Annotated in this window: 14 protein-coding genes and 1 pseudogene; 5 read left to right on the forward strand and 10 right to left on the reverse strand. The window is 46.1% G+C overall.

From position 1 onward, the window contains the following. Positions 1-21: 21 nt before the first annotated feature. Entirely contained in the window at positions 22-981 is a 960-nt protein-coding gene (locus tag MKY12_RS17920; protein ID WP_036733537.1) for a sugar ABC transporter permease, read from the reverse strand. 278 nt (positions 982-1,259) lie between these two features. Here MKY12_RS17920 and MKY12_RS17925 point away from each other — a divergent pair, with 278 nt between their 5' ends. After that, entirely contained in the window at positions 1,260-2,144 is an 885-nt protein-coding gene (locus MKY12_RS17925; protein WP_339249071.1) for a carbohydrate ABC transporter permease, read from the forward strand. A gap of 142 nt (positions 2,145-2,286) precedes the next feature. Here the strand turns inward: MKY12_RS17925 and MKY12_RS17930 are convergent, their stop codons facing one another. From MKY12_RS17930 to MKY12_RS17940, 3 genes are all read right to left on the reverse strand, one after another. After that, a complete protein-coding gene (locus MKY12_RS17930) occupies positions 2,287-4,542 on the reverse strand; it encodes a helix-turn-helix domain-containing protein (protein ID WP_339310182.1) in 2,256 nt (751 codons plus the stop codon). 201 nt (positions 4,543-4,743) lie between these two features. Then, positions 4,744-5,112 carry a hypothetical protein gene (locus MKY12_RS17935; RefSeq protein ID WP_339249073.1) on the reverse strand — a complete coding sequence of 123 codons (369 nt, stop codon included), beginning with the start codon at positions 5,110-5,112 and terminating at the stop codon, positions 4,744-4,746. A 176-nt stretch (positions 5,113-5,288) separates the two neighbouring features. Beyond that, positions 5,289-6,128 carry a DegV family protein gene (locus tag MKY12_RS17940; RefSeq protein WP_339310183.1) on the reverse strand — a complete coding sequence of 280 codons (840 nt, stop codon included), beginning with the start codon at positions 6,126-6,128 and terminating at the stop codon, positions 5,289-5,291. 151 nt (positions 6,129-6,279) lie between these two features. On the opposite strand from MKY12_RS17940, the gene MKY12_RS17945 reads away from it, so the two are divergent. Then, positions 6,280-6,507 carry a hypothetical protein gene (locus MKY12_RS17945; RefSeq protein ID WP_209869398.1) on the forward strand — a complete coding sequence of 76 codons (228 nt, stop codon included), beginning with the start codon at positions 6,280-6,282 and terminating at the stop codon, positions 6,505-6,507. A gap of 199 nt (positions 6,508-6,706) precedes the next feature. Here the strand turns inward: MKY12_RS17945 and MKY12_RS17950 are convergent, their stop codons facing one another. After that, entirely contained in the window at positions 6,707-7,576 is an 870-nt protein-coding gene (locus MKY12_RS17950; RefSeq protein ID WP_339310184.1) for an aminoglycoside phosphotransferase family protein, read from the reverse strand. Between the two features lie 146 nt (positions 7,577-7,722). Here MKY12_RS17950 and MKY12_RS17955 point away from each other — a divergent pair, with 146 nt between their 5' ends. After that, the gene (locus MKY12_RS17955; protein ID WP_339310186.1) at positions 7,723-8,532 is read left to right on the forward strand and encodes an alpha/beta hydrolase; all 810 of its coding nucleotides are present in this window, start codon (positions 7,723-7,725) and stop codon (positions 8,530-8,532) included. A gap of 99 nt (positions 8,533-8,631) precedes the next feature. Here MKY12_RS17955 and MKY12_RS17960 read toward each other — a convergent pair whose 3' ends face one another. Beyond that, positions 8,632-9,321 carry a metal-dependent hydrolase gene (locus MKY12_RS17960; RefSeq protein WP_339310188.1) on the reverse strand — a complete coding sequence of 230 codons (690 nt, stop codon included), beginning with the start codon at positions 9,319-9,321 and terminating at the stop codon, positions 8,632-8,634. 226 nt (positions 9,322-9,547) lie between these two features. On the opposite strand from MKY12_RS17960, the gene MKY12_RS17965 reads away from it, so the two are divergent. Beyond that, positions 9,548-10,315, forward strand: a complete 768-nt coding sequence (locus tag MKY12_RS17965) for a PaaX family transcriptional regulator C-terminal domain-containing protein (RefSeq protein ID WP_339310190.1) — start codon at positions 9,548-9,550, stop codon at positions 10,313-10,315. A gap of 48 nt (positions 10,316-10,363) precedes the next feature. Here MKY12_RS17965 and MKY12_RS17970 read toward each other — a convergent pair whose 3' ends face one another. From MKY12_RS17970 to MKY12_RS17985, 4 genes are all read right to left on the reverse strand, one after another. After that, positions 10,364-12,472 carry a thioredoxin domain-containing protein gene (locus tag MKY12_RS17970; protein WP_339310192.1) on the reverse strand — a complete coding sequence of 703 codons (2,109 nt, stop codon included), beginning with the start codon at positions 12,470-12,472 and terminating at the stop codon, positions 10,364-10,366. A gap of 1,510 nt (positions 12,473-13,982) precedes the next feature. Then, positions 13,983-16,355, reverse strand: a complete 2,373-nt coding sequence (locus tag MKY12_RS17975; protein ID WP_339310193.1) for an SEC-C metal-binding domain-containing protein — start codon at positions 16,353-16,355, stop codon at positions 13,983-13,985. A 687-nt stretch (positions 16,356-17,042) separates the two neighbouring features. After that, positions 17,043-17,213, reverse strand: a complete 171-nt coding sequence (locus MKY12_RS17980) for a DUF255 domain-containing protein (RefSeq protein WP_339310194.1) — start codon at positions 17,211-17,213, stop codon at positions 17,043-17,045. A 285-nt stretch (positions 17,214-17,498) separates the two neighbouring features. After that, positions 17,499-18,254: a DUF6710 family protein gene (locus MKY12_RS17985; RefSeq protein ID WP_339310196.1), complete on the reverse strand. Its 756-nt coding sequence runs from the start codon at positions 18,252-18,254 to the stop codon at positions 17,499-17,501. A gap of 383 nt (positions 18,255-18,637) precedes the next feature. Between MKY12_RS17985 and MKY12_RS17990 the strand changes: the two are divergent. Beyond that, positions 18,638-19,780: pseudogene (locus MKY12_RS17990) on the forward strand (IS630 family transposase). Positions 19,781-19,879 lie beyond the last annotated feature (99 nt).

Below are 19,879 nucleotides of genomic sequence, written 5' to 3' on the forward strand. Positions count from 1 at the left end.
ATGAAATAGGTAGCCTTAGCCTTAATACACGCCGTCTTCGCCCATCTTCTTGGCCAGCTTATTGGAGAGCATCACGAGAATTAACCCGACAACGCCCTTGAACAAGCCTATCGTAGTGCTGAAGCTTAATTGCCCGTTCTTGAGGCCCGCCGTATAGATATAGGTATCGAAAATCTCGGCGACACTGCGGTTCAGCGAATTCAGCAGCAGATACATATGTTCGAAGCCGAGATCCAGCGTGCTGCCGATTTTGAGAATAAGCAGGGTAATAATCACGGGACGGATCGCAGGCAGTGTAACATGCCAGGTCTTGCGCAGACGGCTTGCCCCGTCCATCTCGGAGGCTTCATAGAGCTGCGGATCCACTACAGTAATAGCTGCCAGATAGATAATGGTCGACCACCCCAGCTCCTTCCAGATAATCTGCAGGATATAGATCGTCCGCAGCCACTCCGAAGAGGTGAGGAAGCTGATTTTGTTGCCGCCGAGACTTGCGATCAGCTCATTGATGACCCCGCCATCCACCGTCAGGAACACATACGTAATAGAGACAATAATAACCCAGGACATGAAGTGCGGGATGTAGATAATCGTCTGAATCCAGTTCTTGAGATAGCGTCCCTTCAACTCGTTCAGCATCAAGGCTACAATAATCGGCAGCGGGAAGAAGATCACAATGTTCATGGCAAACAGAATCAGGGTGTTGCGCAGCAGCTGCATGAACGTAGGCTCCGTAAATAGACGGATGAAATGCTTCAGGCCGACCCACTCACTCCCGGTAATTCCCTGGAACGGCTGATAATTCTGGAATGCAATGATCAGCCCGCCCATGGGCAGATATTTGAAGATGATGAAATACAGCAGCCCGGGCAGGATCATCAGATACAGCAGCTTGTATTTGTTCAGAGCCGTAAGTGCGCGTGCGCCTTTCCCCTTTTCGATAGTCAGATTTGGTGTTGCGGTGATGCTTGTTGCTTTCACATGTCAGCCTCCTTTGCTCGTTCCTGTTACGGTCTCAGCGTAAGAAATTTCTTACATTACGTATATAATCATTATGTGATAGCGTTTACAGAACCCGCGTGGCTGCGGGGTTAAGGACGATCAGATCTCCTCTGAGGATTACCTGCCTAGGCTAATGATTATCTCCGGAGAGGGGGCTGCACAAGGCAAGTCTGCGAACACCTCATGCCCTGATTATATACGTAATTTCTGCTCCTTGTTACAGTGAAGAGGTACTGAAAACCGAGGAGGATCACAGAATGAACCATAGCTCACGTAGAAAAGAATCGGTCGGCGGAAGGATCTTCACCTTCGTTAATACAGCCATACTCGTTCTGATTGCGCTTGTCTGCTTATTGCCCTTCATCAATATCATTGCCAGCTCCTTCGCTACCACCCAGGAGGTCATGGCCAAGCGGTTCATCTTATTCCCGACTACTTTCTCACTGGATGCGTACCGCTATATTCTCTCAACGCCTACCATCTTCCGGGGACTCGGGGTATCCGTGGGTGTCACTGTTGCAGGAACCGTAGTCAGTATGCTGCTTACCGCGCTGATGGCCTACGGCTTGTCCAGGAGATACCTGCCTGCCCGCAATACCATTAATTTCATCGTCGTCTTCTCCATGCTGTTCAGCGGCGGAATGATCCCCACCTTCCTGGTCGTCAAAAGCGTCGGCCTGATCAACTCGTACGGGTCCCTGATCTTCCCGGTTGCCGTCAATGCCTTCAACATGATTATCATGCGCAACTTCTTCCAGGCGCTGCCTGACAGTCTGGAGGAGTCGGCCAAGATCGACGGGAGCAATGACTTCGGGATCTTCATGCGGATCATGCTGCCGCTGGCCCTGCCTTCCATCGCCACCATCTCCCTGTTCTATGCGGTTGCTTACTGGAATACGTACATGAACGCGATCCTCTATATGAATGATTCGGCAAAATGGCCGATCCAGGTGCTGCTGCGCCAGATCGTCATTGTCTCCAGCGGGATGCAGGCCGAGGGAACCTCGGTCGATATTGTGCCGCCGGCCCAGACGATCAAAATGGCGGTCATTGTCATCGCCACTGTGCCGATGCTGGCCGCTTATCCTTTTGTCCAGAAGCATTTCACCAAGGGCGCCCTGCTCGGAGCAGTCAAAGGCTGATGGGCCCGCTGTTCAGCATCCATCCGAAACTACCGGAACTTTAGAACATATACAGAAACGGTACCGCCTTGAAGCAAGGACGGTACCGTTTGTGCATGAACCCCTGATCCAAGCTCTCTCCTGAACCAAGCCCCTATTCCTGCTAAAATATCTGCTGCTCCCCCTGCTTCAGCTTCCGGTAAGCGCCAGGCGTAACCTGCTCCTTCTTGCGGAAGGAGCGGATGAAATTCTGCGGATTATGATACTGCAGCCGCTCGGCAATCTCCCTGATCGTCATCTCCGTCTCCGTCAGCCACCGTTTCGCCATCTCCAGGCGGTAGTTCATGAGGTATTCGCTGAAGGCGGTGCCGTACTCTTTTTTGAAGATGCTGCTTAGATAATTCGGATTGTAATGAAGCCGCTCGCCGATCCCCTCCAGCGTAAGCTCACGGTCATATTCCGCATGCACAATGTCGGTGATCTTATCCGAGAGACAGCGGAACTGCTGGCTGGTCTTGTCCTTCATGCTGTACATCATGGGGTAAATAACCTCCTGCACCAGCATCCGCTCCATCTCTTCGGGATTGCGGATATCCAGCAGGCGGTGATACAGCTTATTGTTATCCTGGGTCAACAGGACACTAACTCCCAGATGCTGCTCCAGCTGGATCAGATTATTCACGAGCCGCACCAGCATGACCTCGAATTTCAGCGTGCTCTTGTTCTTGCCCATCAGCTCTGCCAGGAATGGATAGAGCGCAGCCGTAACCTGCTCCTTGTCCCCCAGCCGGATGGCATTGAACAATTGCGTCTCCAGCTCTGCCGGATAATGCAGCGACACCGGACCGGAGACGACCTTGGAGATATCCTCATAGAAAATAATCGATTCCTTGCCCAGATTCAGCCGCTGATGCAGGGCCTGCTTGCTCATCTCCCCGGCTTCCTTACTCTCTAACAGATTGCTGTAAAAGTTGCTGATGCCGATGCTGATCGACACCTTCAGATAATCGCGCACCGCCTTCAGCAGAGCTGCCGCATAATCCGTCACTTCCTTATTCATCCCGGCATCACTGGTCCCGGCGAAGGTCAGGATCGTAGCCTGGGTATCATCGTTCAGGATAATAGGCTGTAATCGCTGTTGTGCTGGGATCAGTTCCTCCACCATCTTATTGACGGCAAGCAGCAGGACATCCTTGTCCGAGGCCTCCCGCCCGCCCAGACTGTCCAGCTGAATCAGCATCGCCGCATAACGGTGCTTCTCTGACAGGTTATACCCGAACCGGAGCAGACTCTGCTCCAGCTCCTCCGCCGAGACGCGGCTGCGGAACAGATTAAGGATCAGCTGCGTCTCCAGCCGGGGCATTTCCGATTCGATCAGACTCTCAAGCGAAGCCTTCTCCGACATAATCGTATCAATTGAATGCCGGATATATTCCAGCTCATTCCTGGAGTTCACCTGCGGAATAACGGGCAGACTGCGCTTAAGCTGCTCAATCGGCTTGGTGAAATATTGAGAGATCATATAAGCCACCACCCAGATCAGGAGAATCAACAGCAGCCCCATCGCGGAGATCCCGAACTTGGTCATCTCCAGGGAGCGGGTAATCTCCGCCTGATCCAGCACGGTCAGATAGATCCAGTTATTATACGAGGACTTGGCATAGATAAGCTTGAGACTGTCGCGGCCGGAGATCTCCTGCTGAACCGTCCCCTTGTCCTCCATGGAATTGATTGTCCCGGCAAGCTGGCCGAACTGCTCCGGGGCTAACAGCACATTACCAGGATCAGATTCATACATCAGTTCACCATGCTTGTTCAAAATGTATACGGCTGCGTCTTCCCCGCTGCTTATCGTGGCATTAAGGGTATGTAATGAAATGTCGGATAAGGCAATCGCCTGTTTCTTAGTGGAGAATACCGGCAGTGTATTCACGAAGCGGATGCCTTTGTCCGTCTTCATCCAGAAGAGGCTCTGCTCCTGATTCTCAATATATTGCTCCCGGAGCTGCTGAACCTCCCCGGCACTGAGATTGCTGAGCTTCTCATTCAGGATCTGCCAGTTCTGCACCAGACTGATCAGCGAATATTCCGTCCCTTCAGCCGCCATGGAGGCGATATAATTCAGCTGTGAGTTCACATTCCGGTAGGCGATGAAGTCTTGCTCGGTAATGGGATGGGTCACGACCTCCTGAAAAGAGCTGGTGGTGCTATAGGTATTGAACGCGTATTCTATCGTTTGGATTTTGTGCTCCAGATTGTTCTTGATCTGCTCGATATAGCTCTGCTTGCTGCTGGAGAACCGCCCGACCACTGAATCGATGGTACTGATGTAGATATAGCTTCCGAAGCCGACCACCAGTCCCACGCCAAGGATTAATATAGGAATAAAGATGCCGTAGAACATTCTTCCTTTGCTCATTGTGTTTCCCCTTTGATTTGATAGACTCTTTTAAATTATAGCGCTTTCATGAATGCGGTTCCATGATTATTTTCACGTGTGCAATTGGCCCAAGGTCTCGTTGAAGCCGTTCAGCCCTCTCCTTGAGCGTAGTAGATCATACAAAACAACCCCACAACGTGGGGCTGTAGCTTCGATAATGACCCAGGCTATGAGCCTGGCTTAGAGTAACGAAATCGTCAGCAGCTCGAACAAGACCAGCGGCATAATCACATTGCTGTTCACCGTACCGGGATATGGGTAGCCTGGGCCCGGATACCCCGGACCTGGATAGGGCTTGTAATAAGGATTGTAATATCCGCGGCCCATATCTGTGGCTATGGTTACAACCAGGTACATATTCTTACTGTCCATACCGGCAAGCGTGCCCTCATGCATCTGACCGTCAAGGGTCTGCACCTGCACTTGGTGATTCAGATACGGCTTACAGGACTGGTGAAGCGAATCGCGGACCCCGTTCAGATGCTGGACCACCGCCGGGTCTGCCTGATAGATCACCGGCGATTGCGTGCCGGAAGAAGTTGTCGACATAAGTGCATGACCTCCGTGTAAATGGATTTGCTTCATACTATGCACCTGCCCAGTCCGGTGTGCCTAGCCTGCTCCCCCCGTTCATTCGATCCGCATACGCAGAGCAAACAGCCGTACCCGGAAAGTCCGGTATACGGCTGTTATCAATACTTTAAAGTGCTGTGCGTTCATAACGCTTAAAAAGCCACTCCGATTCCGCCCTGCCCGGCATAGGTTCCCATCACAGGTCCCATCGTGGACAGCAGAACCTCCTTGAAGGGATGCTTCTCCAGAATACGCCGCTTGATCTCCAGCGCCAGCGTCTCACAATTGCTATGCACAATGGCGATTACCGCCTGCTCATAATCATGCTGCTTCTGATCCAGCTTGGCCAGCAGATGAGTCAGCGCCTTGGGCAGTCCGCGCGTCTTCTCGACCACTTCAACAATACCCTCGTCGCTAATCTTCAGCAGCAGCTTGATGTTCAGCACGGAAGCCACAGCGCCGGAGATCCGGCTCAGCCGTCCGCCCTTGATCACATTCTCGAGGGTATCCAGCGTGAAGTACGCAGTCGTCTCTTCGACCTTCTTCAACACTCTGTCCTTCAACTCAGCCAGACTTGCTGCGGTAAGTGACCATTTGGCCGCCATAGCGACAATCAGGGTCAAGCCGCCGGAGAACAGCTTAGAATCTATAATTTCAATCGCATTCGGATGTCCTTCTTCCTCGTACATCTCCTTGGCAATCATTGCGGTCTGATAAGTACTGCTAATATTGGAGGACATGCAAATGACCAGAATGTCAGTGCCTGCTTCCACTTGCTTGAAGCTGTCCAGGAAGGTCTGCGGACTCGGGCTTGCAGTCGTCGGCAATTCCTTCGATTGATGCATTTTGTCATAGAAATCCTTCGCATTCATATCATCCGGCATCAGTTCATGGCCGAAATGGACCGGCAAATGAACAATGGAGATGTCATACTGCTTCGTGTATTCAGGGGGTAGATCCGAACCGCTATCCGTAATTATCTTGATGGGCATCAGAATGCTCTCCTTTCAATTCTATACTAGTATAGACAGCATTCAAGCATACCAATAGTACAATTTATAACTTGTCAAAATCGGACTTTTATGCTTAGTCCTACTTATGTTATGGTTGAAGCATAAGCATACAGAAATGGAGTGTACCAGGATGAGCAAGAATAGAGTATGGAACCGGGGTAAGCATAATGGTGCCGGCCTGTCCAAGAAAGCCCCGGCTGCCGTTGAATCCGAGGGTGTTGCCGAGACCGCTGCGTCAGAGGACCACAGCGCCGAGGTAATTAACGAGCGGATTGATACCGTCAAGCCGATGAACCGCAGCAACTGGGTCACCCGGCCCGCCCGCGTGAAGCCGCAGAACCCGGAACGTAAGAATTAAGCAGCTTAACGACTGACATGCTTCGCATTCTATGGAGGCACAATTCCCCCAGCTAGCGGGCTTCCCGCAACCTTTGTTATCATGCAGACACAAACGGCTACGCCGTCCTTAAGAGGATGGCGTAGCCGTTTCTGCTTGCACTAGCCGGCCGGAGAACGGTGAGCTTGTTAGGGCTGGTAATATCCAAGCTGGTATCCCGCTACAAGGATTCAGACAGACTATCCGGCATATACCGGTTCTCCCATATTAGCGCCCGGATCGTCTTCAGCGTGTTCCGCTGAATCGGGACACCCGTAGTCCGGTACAGCTGAAGCCAGCGTAGGGCAGCCAATGCCTCGAACAGCTCCAGCTCTGCCGGGCTATACCTGCTGTTGGCGGCATAGGCTGCCCGGTAGATGCTGGCATTCCGCTCCGCCAAATACACTCTAAAGAGCAGAATAGACCACGCTATATCATACCTTGGATCGCCAAGCTGAACATTCGTCCAGTCTATGATGGTAAATGCCCCTGCGGCCTCCAGAATATTGCCCAGATGATAATCACCATGAATCAGCTGGTGGGCAGTCAGCTTGCCCCGCTCCGCCAGCTCCTGCGCCAGCGTTCGGATCTCCGGCTGCTCCGCCCAGGCAGGGAAGAAGTAATCTGCGAAATCATAAGCGGGTACCTTCAAGCCGCTGGATGAATTGATCTCTAGCTTATGTACATCAAGCAGATTAGCCGCTATAGCTGTAAGGCTGGCGGCATTTACCTTCTTGACAGGCATACCATCGAAGCTGGTTAACAGCACCTGATGGTCCTTAGCATCTAGACCCCAGGCATACGGCTGTGAGACCGCGCAGCCCTGCCGGAGCATCTGCTCCAGCACTTGATACTGGATCGAGACGTCCGGCCGGGACTCGCGGTTCCATATTTTCAGTACAAGCTTCCTATCCGGCAGTGTAATGCCGCACACCTCAGCTTCCAGTCCACCCTTCATCGGGGTAACGGCCGCCTCCTCCAGCCTTGCCAGCAGCCGTTCACTATCTGCGCCCTGCTCTTGCCAGCGGATACCGCTCAGAACATTATTCATAGTTATGATTCCCCTCTCCAAGGAACGATCTGCTGCTCATCAGGCTGCTGCGAATCCCTCAGACCATATTCTAGGCATTTTCCCTATTCCAATGAATAACATATTTCAACTATACAAATCAATAACAGAGAATTGAGGGATGCGAAATGGAACATTGGATTAGAGTAGAGCCGAATGTGAAGGTGTATGTGAATGATCTTAACCCGCTTGGCACCAAAACGATACTCTTCATTCACGGCTGGCCAGCAAATCACCAGATGTTCGAATACCAGTACAATCAGCTGGTACCCATGGGCTACCGCTGCATTGGAATGGATATGAGAGGCTTCGGCCGGTCTGACAAACCGCTTGACGGGTACGATTACAACCGTCTCGCAGATGATATCCGCTGTGTGATCGGCGCCTTGGGACTGCACAATATTACACTCAGCGGGCACTCTACCGGCGGAGCTGTAGCGATCCGGTATATGGCCCGGCACAAGGGATATGGTGTCTCCAAGCTGGCCTTATTCGCTTCGGCAGCCCCCAGTCTGATTCAGCGGCCGGGCTTCCCTTATGGCACGACCAGAGAAGCTATAGAGCAGATTATCCAGTCCACCTACAAGGACCGGCCCAAGATGCTGCATGATTTCGGCGATATTTTCTTCTATCAGCCGGTATCACAGCCGTTCTCGGACTGGTTCTTCCTGTTAGGGCTGGAGGCGGCAAGCTGGTCCACCATCGCAGTCTCCAACGCCTGGCTGGCCGAAGAGCTGTTCGATGATCTCCCCCGGATCCAGGTGCCTACGCTGATTATGCACGGTGTTCATGATCAGGTGTGCTTCTTCCCGCTCGCAGAGGCGCAGCATCAAGGGATTAGGAATTCGGTCCTTATTCCCTTTGAGAACAGCGGCCACGGATTATTCTATGACGAGCGGGACCGGTTCAACCGGGAGCTGGCGGGGTTCGCCGGGTAGATTTTCCGCACAGCCAGAACAGGACTGCCCGAGAAGAAATAGCTTCATGGGGCAGTCCTGTGTTGATTCGCAGGCGTAGGTGCGTGTGCGAAAGAAGCTCTACAGCTCCAGCGTCTCACCATATGCAAGTGCCGAACCTCTGATCCCCGCCTCCTCCAGCGCCTGAACGAAGGCCCCGGCATCCTGCTTGATCGGCGGGAAGGTATTATAGTGAACCGGAAGCACCTGTCTTGCGCCCAGCCACTTCGCCGCGATAAGCGCATGCTCCGGTCCCATGGTGAAATGTCCGCCGATTGGCAGGATCGCGAGGTCGATCTCATACAGCTCCCCGAACATTTTCAAGTCACCGAACAGCCCTGTATCCCCTGCATGCAGCACCGTGTGTCCGTCCGCCTCAATAATGAAACCCGCCGGGGTTCCGCCATAGATCCTCTGTCCATCCTCCAGCGTGATGCTTGAGGTGTGGAAGGCATGAATCATCGTCGCCTTGGCAAAACCAAGGTCCACCGCCCCTCCAATGTTCATCCCGATGGTCTTTTTCGCTCCCTGGCCCCCCAGATGGCCCGCCAGTTCCACGTTGGCTACAACCACCGCCTGATTCTGCTCGGCAATCGGCAGAGCGTCCAGGATATGATCCATATGGGCATGAGTCAGCAGAACAGCATCTGTCTTAATATCCTCTACCTTCGTCACCGCCGCAGAGTTACCACTAATGAATGGGTCGATGATCAACGATTTGCCGTTCACCTCAATTTGAACACAGGAATGGCCGTGGTAGGTAATTTTCATAGAATTCCTCTCCTCTTCTTGATTAGATTTCAATAGGTCCTAAGGAATGCATCGTGCAAAAACCCAAGGTTTACGATACAATGACACCAAGTTGCTCTAAATCAAAATCCAGCAGTGCGATTGACGAATATAACATAAATAATTACGTTCGTTGTTTTTTATGATATATCTATTCCTGCCAGCTGTCAAGAGAGGTGTGAAGAAGTTGCTGTCCGTTGAGAAAACAATGCTGTTTCTGTTATCTAAGGTGAAGCAGATGGGCGCCCAGCAGATTGTCGAGATCTATGAACAAAGGGGGTACACCTCCACCTATATCCGCAATGCCCTGTCCCGCTTGAAAAAAGAGGGCTATATCGCATCCCCGGCACGCTCCTGGTATAACGTCACTGCCGAGGGCCTCGCCTACATTAAGGCGATTAACAGCAAGCCTGCCCGTTATCAGGAGCAGTGGGACCATACCTGGGATGTGGTGATGCTGGAGGTTCCCGAATCCGAACGCAAGAAGCGCGACCTGTTCCGCTCAGCACTCGGGCAGCTGGGTTACGGGCTTTTATATAACAGTGTGTACATCTCACCGTGGAACTATCAGGACGAAGTCACAGCCCAGATCCAGAAGCTGGAGCTGGATGGCAAGGTGTCCATCCTGCAAGGCCAATTTCAGGAAGGTATGATTACACCGCTCAAAGCACAGGCCATCTGGCACCTGAACGACATCGAAGCCTTATACCGGAAGAAAGCAGTCTGGCTGAAGGAAGAATTCGCTCCGCGATTAGCGGATACCCTTCAGGCGGGGCAACCGTTACAGCTGTTTCTGCTATATTTGCAAATGGGCGAGGAGTTAAGTGGACTGTTCATGGCTGACCCCTATCTCCCGGATGAGCTGCTGCCGGACCACTGGCCAGGCAAACAGGTCCTCTCAGACATGAGAGAATACATGGTTAAAGCCGCGCAAGCGATACCTGCGGATTCGTTCTATGCACCCTTCGTCCAATAAGGTATGGCAAAGAGCAGCCCGGACTCCGGGCTGCTCTTCGTATATGAACTACTCCTCACGGCTGCCGGAAGCCAGCAGCTCCCGGACCGCTTCCTTATTCGTAAGCGGGGCCCGGCAGGCGAAGTTACGGCAGACATAAGCCGTCGCTTCGCCCCGGATCGCCGGTTTGTCCGCCAGATGCGGCAGCAGACGGAGCATCTCTCCGCTGTCCCCTTCCCAGTTGACGATGAGTGCTGCGTCCGGCAGATAGGTCTGCTGAACCTGGGAGAGCATGGCGTGCAGCGCGGGATCTTCTTTTTTGCCGGAGAGGACCCATTCTCTGCCGCCGGAGACCATCCCCAGATGGGCCTGCAAATACATCGCATACCCTGGCGGATACTCTGAAGCAGCGGAAGCAAGCACCGCAGCGGTGCGCTCCGCAATCTCTTTTAACTCCATATCCTGGGTAATAACCGACAGCTTCCACAAAAGCTTCGCCGCCACCGAATTCCCGGACGGAATCGCCCCGTCATACAATTCCTTCGAGCGGACCGGCAGCTTCTCCCCGTCATGACCGGTGAAGAAGAACCCACCACCTTCCGGATCATGGAACAGCTCCAAGAGTCCGTCCTTCAGCACCAGCGCCCGCTCCAGATAGACCGCTTGCCCTGTAGCTTCATATAATTCGCTTAATCCCCAGATCAGGAAAGCATAATCATCCACATACGCCGGAATCGCCGACTCCCCGTCACGGTAACGGGCCAGCAGCCGTCCATCTTCACGCCGCAGCTTGTCCCAGATGAAGTCCGCTGCACGTTCGGCGGCCTTGGCATATTCCGGCTTCTGGAGGGCTTTGGCTCCCAGGGCCAGCGCAGCAATCATCAGCCCGTTCCACGAGGTCAGCACCTTGTCATCCTTAAGCGGATGAATCCTATGCTCCCGGTACTCGAACAGCTTCGTACGCCATTCCTCCATCCGGGTCCGCAGACCAAGCGGATTCATGCCCATACGCTCCGCAATCTCTTCCGGCAGACCGTGAAGGAGATTCGGAATATTTTCCCCTTCGAAGTTGCCCTCCGGCGTAATCCCGTACACATTGCAGTAGGAATGCATATCCTCCAGCCCAAGCGCTTCCTCAATCTCCTCACGGGAGAAGACATAGAACTTGCCTTCCACCCCTTCGGAATCGGCATCCTCCGCAGAGTAGAAAGCGCCTTCCGGCGAAGTCATATCGCGCAGCACATACGTGAAGATCTGCTCAGCAATCTCCGCATACAGCGGCTTCCCCGTAAGCTGGAAGGCTTCCAGATAGACATTCGCCAGGAGAGCGTTATCGTAGAGCATTTTCTCAAAATGCGGCACCAGCCATTCCCGGTCCGTGGAATACCGGGCGAAGCCAAAGCCCACATGGTCGTACATGCCGCCCTTGTACATGGACTCCAGCGTATGCTCCACCATCCGCAGCGCTTCCGGCTGATCATGCAGCTGGCTGTACGCCAGCAGGAAAGACAAATTATGCGGCGAAGGGAACTTCGGCGCATTGCCGAACCCGCCGTACTCCTCATCGAACTGCCGCCGGTACAGCTCATACCCTTCATGCAGCAGTTCTGCACCAGGAATCCCGCCTGCGGCTTCCGGGTTATACGCATTCTTGCGGTCTAACGTATGCAGCTCCGCCAGCAGGTCGTCGCCCAGCTTATCCAGTGCTTCACCGTCCTGCTCCCACTTCGTATGAATCTGCTCCAGCACATCCATCAGCCCGATCCGTCCGAACATCTGCCGTTTGGGGAAATACGTCCCGGCATAGAACGGCTTCTTCTCCGGCGTCAGCAGCACCGTCAGCGGCCACCCCCCACTCCCCGTCAGCGCCTGACACACCGACATATACAGCGCATCAATATCCGGCCGCTCCTCGCGATCTACTTTGATCGCTACGTAGTGATTGTTGAGAAGCTCCGCGACTTCGGCGTCCTCGAAGGATTCTCGTTCCATTACGTGACACCAATGGCAGGTCGAATAGCCGACGGATAAAAAGATCGGCTTGTTCTCCGCCTGCGCTTTGGCAAAAGCCTCCTCTCCCCATGGATACCAATCCACGGGGTTGTGGGCGTGTTGGAGCAGGTAGGGCGATTTTTCGTTCATAAGTCGATTAGTATATTGGCCTTCTTTGAGTGCCATAAAAGTAGCCTCCTTGTTCTAAGTATGCCATTGTTAGTATTACCCATAGAAATGTCAAAAGACACTAATCCTTGTTAGTGTCCTTTTTTGTGAGGTGATTGTTATAAATTTGCCGTTTAAAAGTTTTAAATCTCCGTTTTCATAAATCATGTAAAAAATTGAATTCTGAGTTCATTACAAAAAGGCTTCATACTCTTCTGCAAACTAAGGAAACTGCTAGCCACTCAGCTAAAATACTAAGTTATACGAATTTATACAGACTCTTTTGTTTCACTATCAATTTTATCAATAAAATATCTCAAACAGAGATATCCAATACCCACATATGTTAGAAATGGGGTAAGCGCTAATTTAAATGATGTTCCAAATAATCCGGCAGTTATACATCCAGAGCATAATAAATAAAAAGAAATTCTTGCTTTTGCTTGTTTTATCGTAATATTATCTTTCGAAATATGAAACATAAAATAGAATATTGTAAACAATGACATAGATAAAAATAGTAGATTATAAAATATTGCTTGCCAATCAAAACTTACCCCGATTATGAATTGAGAGATTGTCATCAGGAGTCCATTAAGAGTCAAAGTAAGAAAAAATGTAAATATAGTTAGTCCATATAGATATGTGGAGTGATTAAAGATGCTAAGAAAGTCACTTACTTCATCATTACCTTTTCGAATGAATTTAGGCGGCTTAATCCAATATGATTTAAAAGTGGTCAAGAACAAAGCAAAGAACATGAAAGCCCCAAATATTCCTGCGAATTTTTCAAAAAAGTACTTATTGTCACCAACGAATAAATAAATAACGATCATACTCCCAATTATTATGTAAAATAAATCTCCTAATCTCGTTGAAGTAAACCTTCCCTTGTAAAAAAAACAATGGTGAAAGTTAATTAATTTATCAAACAAATCACTAAAAAATTGTTTCAAATTCTTTCCCTCTCATTCAGTATAATTTAGAAAAAAGCACTTGTTTTCACGACACCTGGCGAATGCCAGGTATGTTTTGTTTCTGATGCTTTTATTTCCCCAAAAGAGGGAACATAATGGATGTCTGAATATTATGTTATCCGAAGTCTAACTTAATTAATAAATCAGAAATGTCTATACCACCCGAAAATAGAAGTTTTATCGTCAATTCCCTTAACAGAGAGACTGATAAAGGCATTATCAAAGTTAAATTCCTTATTTTGTTATTATATTTAAATTGTTGAATTTCTCATTTTCACTAGTATTTTTAGTCGTCCTTTAATCTCCAACAGTAACTTACATCTCATCTTCCAATTACTTCTTCTTATAGTTAATTTCATATCTAAATATACTCAATTTTAAAATGACTCATCTGACCAAATAATAGTTTTTTGATATCAATGGGCTACAGGGATTTCACACAAAGTTTCCGATTATTTCGATACCTTAGCAGAGAAAGCTGTACATATCCTTGCTGCGCAAGGATTGTGTCAGTGGAAGAAGTATATGAAATTGTAATGTTATATGATGTTTCATTTCGTTAGTATATACTTTTTACAACATTTTTTGTATTTCCCCCCACTTCCACAAGGGCAAGGTGAATTTAGCGTAACGTTCTTGTACAAATTCTTACCTTCCTCTGAGTAATTAACAAAAAGCTCCATTTCACTAATTTTTCCTAATAAGTATTCATAGCAGTGTACTATATTCATCATTTCTTTCGATATTTTCCTGAATTCTAGATCTAAGTTAATACTAGGTTTAGATTTGTAATCTAGAATTATATTTATTGCGGCATTAATATTTTTGAAAATTTGAATTACATGGCGAATTAACCTTGGCTGTATTGAATGCCCTAAATATTCTCCTGCAATCATTTCAACATATTTCGTTTGATCAATTATCAAAGCAAAACCACTAGTGTAAACTTCTCCAGTTCGAATAATTCTTGTTTTCTCGTTATCAATTTCTTTTAACGTAGGAGATATGAGCTGAATAATACCTGATATGAATTTATCATCGTTCTTATTCTCTACTTCATCAAGCTCATATATGCTTTCAATTTTGGTAGAGAGCATATACATTAAAACCCAACACTGTTTCTTGATTCCGTTCTTATTAATTGAGTTAATAATATAGTCCGTTCTGACTTTAATATGCCCAAACCTTCCTCCGTTATGATCACTCAATTCAAGTTTAACATCCGTTAAATGTGGTTTTGCCTGAGCTAATGGTGCAAAAGCCGCTCGAATCGATTCGAACGAGAACTGTTCAACTTCTCCAATGTACACACCGGATAACTCCATTGCATTGTCATTCTCGTTCTCTTGATCTATTACAATACCGTATAAACTCAATACCGCATATACTCCAACTAATTTATTTGTCTCTTTATCTTCTTCAAAGTAAGAATCTACATTATAAATTTGATACTTGTTGTTAATTAGAAATACTGTAAACGCTGCAATTGATGAATATACTGTCTCAGCTAGTACATTCATCTGGTCAAAGAATTCATCAAATCTATACTCTTTAGTGGAGATAGTTTTAGTTTTCTTTTGCCTGTTCCTTAGTATTACCATTTTTCTGTCGATATCTATATCGTAATCTACATGAGCTTCGGAATGACGTATGATACTATCTACACCTTCGACAAAGTAATTAAGTTTATATTTTGTTTGTGATGCAAACTGACCACAAATATCACCAAATCCGGTCCATTCAATTAATTCATTAATATCAAAACTCTTGTCTCTTTCTATATAATTTGCTAATAATAGAAAAATCATGGAGTCACGATACATTCCCTCACATAGATCTTTATACCATTTCAGTGCATTTGTAATAAGAACAAGATCAGATGGATTATTACCAAAAACAAATCCAAATGTAACTGAAAGGTCTCTTAACTTTTGGGACATATACTTGTATTTTTCAGTGTATCGGCTAAGAAACTCCCCAACTAAGCTATCATTCTTTTCGAAAGCTCTCTCATAAGTTTTGTATGCAGTACTTACCTTTCTAAAAAAATTTTCATCATCAAATGCTATAGTACCAATAAACTTGTAGACAGATAGTCTTAATAAATCATCCTTTGAATATTGCTCTTTATCTCTAGATAAAATTGTTCGAAAATAGTAACTTGTTTGCTCGCACACATCACTAATTCTCTCTTCGATAGTTCCTTTATTGGATGTTTGCCATACCATTCCTAATATAGCTGAATAATTCAGCTCACCATTCTGAAACAAATCAGTTAAATTTTCGATATTATAAGCACCAAGTATACTTCCAAGTATCGTTATTTCTTGCGCTGAATTATTCAACTTTACCTCTGAAGTATCTTTCAATATCATAGCATCGTCAATGTTCATAGCAATTGTTGCCATGATTAGTTCAACAACAGCCTCCTTATAAGAAATTACTGTAAGTAGAAGCCTTTTGTGAACATTTCTAAATACTTTAGTAGGCTCAAATAAAGTAACTTCACATAATAGATCATATAATTTAACCATGAATGTCTTTATTTCATTAATAATTCCAATCGTTTCAACTAACTTAATCCCCTCTTGAGTCATATTTATTGAGTAGAAAATGCTAAAACTTAATTCATTACTTAGTATAGTGATATACTCAGAAAGTTTTTCTATTTCATTTTCATAGCAATTCTTAGTTCTTATACCTTTTCTTATATCTTTTTTCAACTTTTTATATTCTGATTCACTAATTTCAATACTTGATAATACATTCTCCAATAAGATCTTACGAGATTCTACATAAGGGTCAACAGATTGTCGTTGATTCTCAAGCGATATACCGCAATCCTTGCATACATTATTTATACATTCATTTAGGTGCCCATTAGCACATTCTATAGCAAAGTAGTCTAGTGCTATATTTACCACAGTTATCACCTCTTAACATGGAATTCGAATTTCAAATAACACCCTCAGTATTTTAACGATTCCTAGAGGCTTAAAGTCCGTTTAGCTCTGGATCTAATACTTTGCCTGCAAGATTGTTTAGATTCACTTCTTCGTATCACCTCTTACAGATCAAGGGCTAAAAAGTTCACAGAGTGATTACTCTGTTGTGAGATTTTTTTCCTCATCGATTTGCTTTAATTCGTTTTGGTTATTTTGATGTTTTAAAGCTCTCACTATACCCTCTGTTCTATTAGTCCTTATTACTAGATATATTTAGTCCAGTTGGATTCAATAATTTAATGTCAAAATATTCGACTGTTTTTTGCAATGTAATGATTACAAACCATCTCTTAGAGTCATAATTAGAGGTTATTAAAGGCAAGCTCATAGATGCCGATACTCGTACATTTTTTTCTTTGAGATCCATAAAATCAGTCCCATAGTGTTTTCATTAACTTTCACAAAGGTTTCGCATAACGTGATAATTATGAAATTCGCCTATGAACAAAATACACGAACAAATATAGGACTCGATTGTACCTATAAACCATCCTCTTATTATACTATTTATATTATGAATTGGAAGAATATAAGAATGTTGTCCTTAAAAACTCCTTCCAAAACATCAGCTGAAGCTTTGGACAATTGATTCAAGCGAACATCCCATTAATAGCAGGTTGAATAGCCGACGAATAAAAAAATCGGCTTGTTCTCCGCCTGCGCTTTGGCAAAAGCCTCCTCTCCCAATGGATACCAGTCCACCGGGTTGTGGGCGTGTTGCAGCAGGTAGGGCGATTTTTCGTTCGTTAATCTATTGGATGCTTTAAGAGTCGTCACTAGGTGTCCCCTCATTTTGGATAATTTGAATAAAGTGTTGTCTAGGGATAGTTTCCATTTGGTGGGGGAGGGCTCAGCGGGAAGCACATTGCATAATTAAGAAAGAATTTTATTATACAATAAATATACTTAAATATTTTTAATGTAAATAATCATTTTCAATGTTGTATAATATATCGATCAACTCCAATGGTTAAGGCACGAAGACTTTTTAGTTCCAACTATATAATAAAATTATTTTTTCAGGAAATGTAATACTATTATTTCCCCGCCCTTTATTATGTTTCACCTAGATACTCCCCTTTCTAGCATCATTCTCCCAATCTCAAATATAACTGCGAATTCAATATTCACAACATTTGAAATCACAGAATCATCTTCCACTCTTTTGTATTGAAGTCCATCAGTATATACATACTTATAAACACCGCTAAAGTCATACACATTTTTAGCTATTAACGTTCCTTCTCCATGAATAATTCCCGAGGTAATTGAATGATTACCTCCTTCTACAAAACAAATTCCCATGGGCAACAACATATTAACTCGATGATTTAAGGTATCTTCACACCACTTTCCCCACGGCTTTGATTCGCCTATTGACGAAATTGAATCCAAGTATCGAGAAACATTCCAAGGCCAAGGTAATACTAAATCTTTAATAAGATCCACTTCTACATTCCTATTCTCTTTCTTATGGTAAATCATATCGTACATAGTTTTCCCATCTAAAGATACTTTTTCAGATAAACCGAAAAACGGTAACCAGGGTGTGATGCTAGGATATTCTTTCAATTCACTATGATCATCATCATAAAGTAAATTAGTGATGTATGCTGTTTGTAATTTCATTCCAAGTAGTTTTACGAAACCAAGTATAGGATGTTTATAGCCATCTTTTATCTGGTGTGTATCTGCTTTTTTGAATATTGAATTAGCTAAACGAAGCATTCTTTCATACTGTTTTTTTTGGCTTTCGAGATAACACAAAGATTGTTCATTACTTTTATCACTTTTTCTTTTTTTAAACCAACCTAGCATCCTTTTCACCTTCTGTATAAATATAATCAAACTGATTTTAATAATATTAATAGTAAGCGAGTAAATAATTATGCAATACTTTCTCTCAGCATAAACTTTTGCCTCTCAAATTGTTCTTGCCATGTGGTTGGATAAAATATTAGATAATTTGCATAATTTGCATGCCTTCCAATGCACCATTAATTAAACCTTTCTGCTTCTTCATTGAATTTCGTTGCCCTTTTCATTTAACATATATTCTCACTGAAATATAAATACTTTTTCGTTCAAATAATCCACTATCTGCTTCTGCTTCGAATTCAATGAGGCCTAGTACTGTATCAAACTTAATAGTATGAAAAAGAAAAATCGTTTAAAGTTTTGCTAAAAAGAGGAAAACACCCATGCGAAGCACACAATATCCCTTGCACTTAACAGGCGAAGAACGTTCCGCTCTGCGAACTTTTGTATCCCAAGGAAAGCATTCGGCCAAAGCCATCCGACGAGCTTACATTTTACTAGAGGCCGATGAGGATCGTCCGGGAGGCCCCTTAAAAGAATTTGAGATCGCCCAACATTTACAGGTCCACCCCAATACGATCTACAAGGTCCGAAAAACATATGCCGAGTTGGGGTGGGAAGCGACGGTTCAGCGAAAGAAAAGGATAACCCCTCCGAGAATCCCCCTAAAATCACTGTAGAAGTGGAGGCAAAGATTATTGCACTCAGTTGCAGTACGCCTCCTGCTGGGCGAAGTACGTGGTCTCTCAGTCTGTTGGCACAAAAAGCAGTTGAACTACATTATATTGACAGCATTTCTCACGAGACGGTCAGACACGTGTTAAAAAAACGAACTTAAACCCCATCTTCGGAAATGCTGGTGTATTCCTCCGGAGCAAAATGCGGCCTTTGTCGCCGCCATGGAAGACGTTCTGGACGTGTACCAACAACCGTATGACCCGCATTGTCCGGTCATCTGTATGGACGAGAAGCCGTACCAGCTTTTGGATGAAGCCCAACAACCGATTCCCATGAAGCCTGCTAAAGTGGAACGAGAGGACAATGAATACCTCCGCAAGGGGACATGTAGCATCTTCATTTTTACGGAGCCCTTAGCTGGATGGAGGCATGTGAACGTACGTGAACGTCGAACCCGAGTCGATTGGGCGCAAGAGGTGCGTGAGTTGTTAGAAATTCACTATCATGAAGCTCCAACTGTCAAGCTGGTCATGGATAACTTGAATACACACAGTATTGCTTCGCTTTACCAAGCTTTTGATCCGGAGACTGCGCGTTCGCTCACCAAACGATTGGAGATTCACTACACGCCAAAGCATGGGAGCTGGTTAAATATCGCAGAAATTGAGCTCAGTGTCCTGTCAGGCCAGTGTTTAGGTCGTCGGATTCCAGGCATCGCCCAATTATCTGAAGAACTTTCTGCTTGGGAGCAAGGACGCAATCAATGCCAAAAAGGAGTCGATTGGCAATTCACCACCAAAGACGCCCGAGTCAAATTAAAACGTCTTTACCCACAGTTTAAAGATTGATGAAGTACTAGTTTTATAACGAATAACCGTTAAAGTATTTTTCCAATCCTTGTTATCACTAAGGAAAGTTAAAATTAACTATACACATAAAATGAATTA

This window comes from Paenibacillus sp. FSL M7-0896, assembly GCF_037975415.1.
Lineage (GTDB): Bacteria > Bacillota > Bacilli > Paenibacillales > Paenibacillaceae > Paenibacillus_AQ > Paenibacillus_AQ silagei.

Bases quoted from the DNA above. Each gene is read 5' to 3' on its own strand.
- MKY12_RS17925 (WP_339249071.1), top strand. From the start codon at position 1,260: ATGAACCATAGCTCACGTAGAAAAGAATCGGTCGGCGGAAGGATCTTC.
- MKY12_RS17960 (WP_339310188.1), bottom strand. From the start codon at position 9,321: ATGAAAATTACCTACCACGGCCATTCCTGTGTTCAAATTGAGGTGAAC.
- MKY12_RS17955 (WP_339310186.1), top strand. From the start codon at position 7,723: ATGGAACATTGGATTAGAGTAGAGCCGAATGTGAAGGTGTATGTGAAT.
- MKY12_RS17965 (WP_339310190.1), top strand. From the start codon at position 9,548: ATGCTGTTTCTGTTATCTAAGGTGAAGCAGATGGGCGCCCAGCAGATT.
- MKY12_RS17970 (WP_339310192.1), bottom strand. From the start codon at position 12,472: ATGGCACTCAAAGAAGGCCAATATACTAATCGACTTATGAACGAAAAA.
- MKY12_RS17945 (WP_209869398.1), top strand. From the start codon at position 6,280: ATGAGCAAGAATAGAGTATGGAACCGGGGTAAGCATAATGGTGCCGGC.
- MKY12_RS17950 (WP_339310184.1), bottom strand. From the start codon at position 7,576: ATGAATAATGTTCTGAGCGGTATCCGCTGGCAAGAGCAGGGCGCAGAT.
- MKY12_RS17985 (WP_339310196.1), bottom strand. From the start codon at position 18,254: ATGCTAGGTTGGTTTAAAAAAAGAAAAAGTGATAAAAGTAATGAACAA.
- MKY12_RS17940 (WP_339310183.1), bottom strand. From the start codon at position 6,128: ATGCCCATCAAGATAATTACGGATAGCGGTTCGGATCTACCCCCTGAA.
- MKY12_RS17930 (WP_339310182.1), bottom strand. From the start codon at position 4,542: ATGAGCAAAGGAAGAATGTTCTACGGCATCTTTATTCCTATATTAATC.
- MKY12_RS17935 (WP_339249073.1), bottom strand. From the start codon at position 5,112: ATGTCGACAACTTCTTCCGGCACGCAATCGCCGGTGATCTATCAGGCA.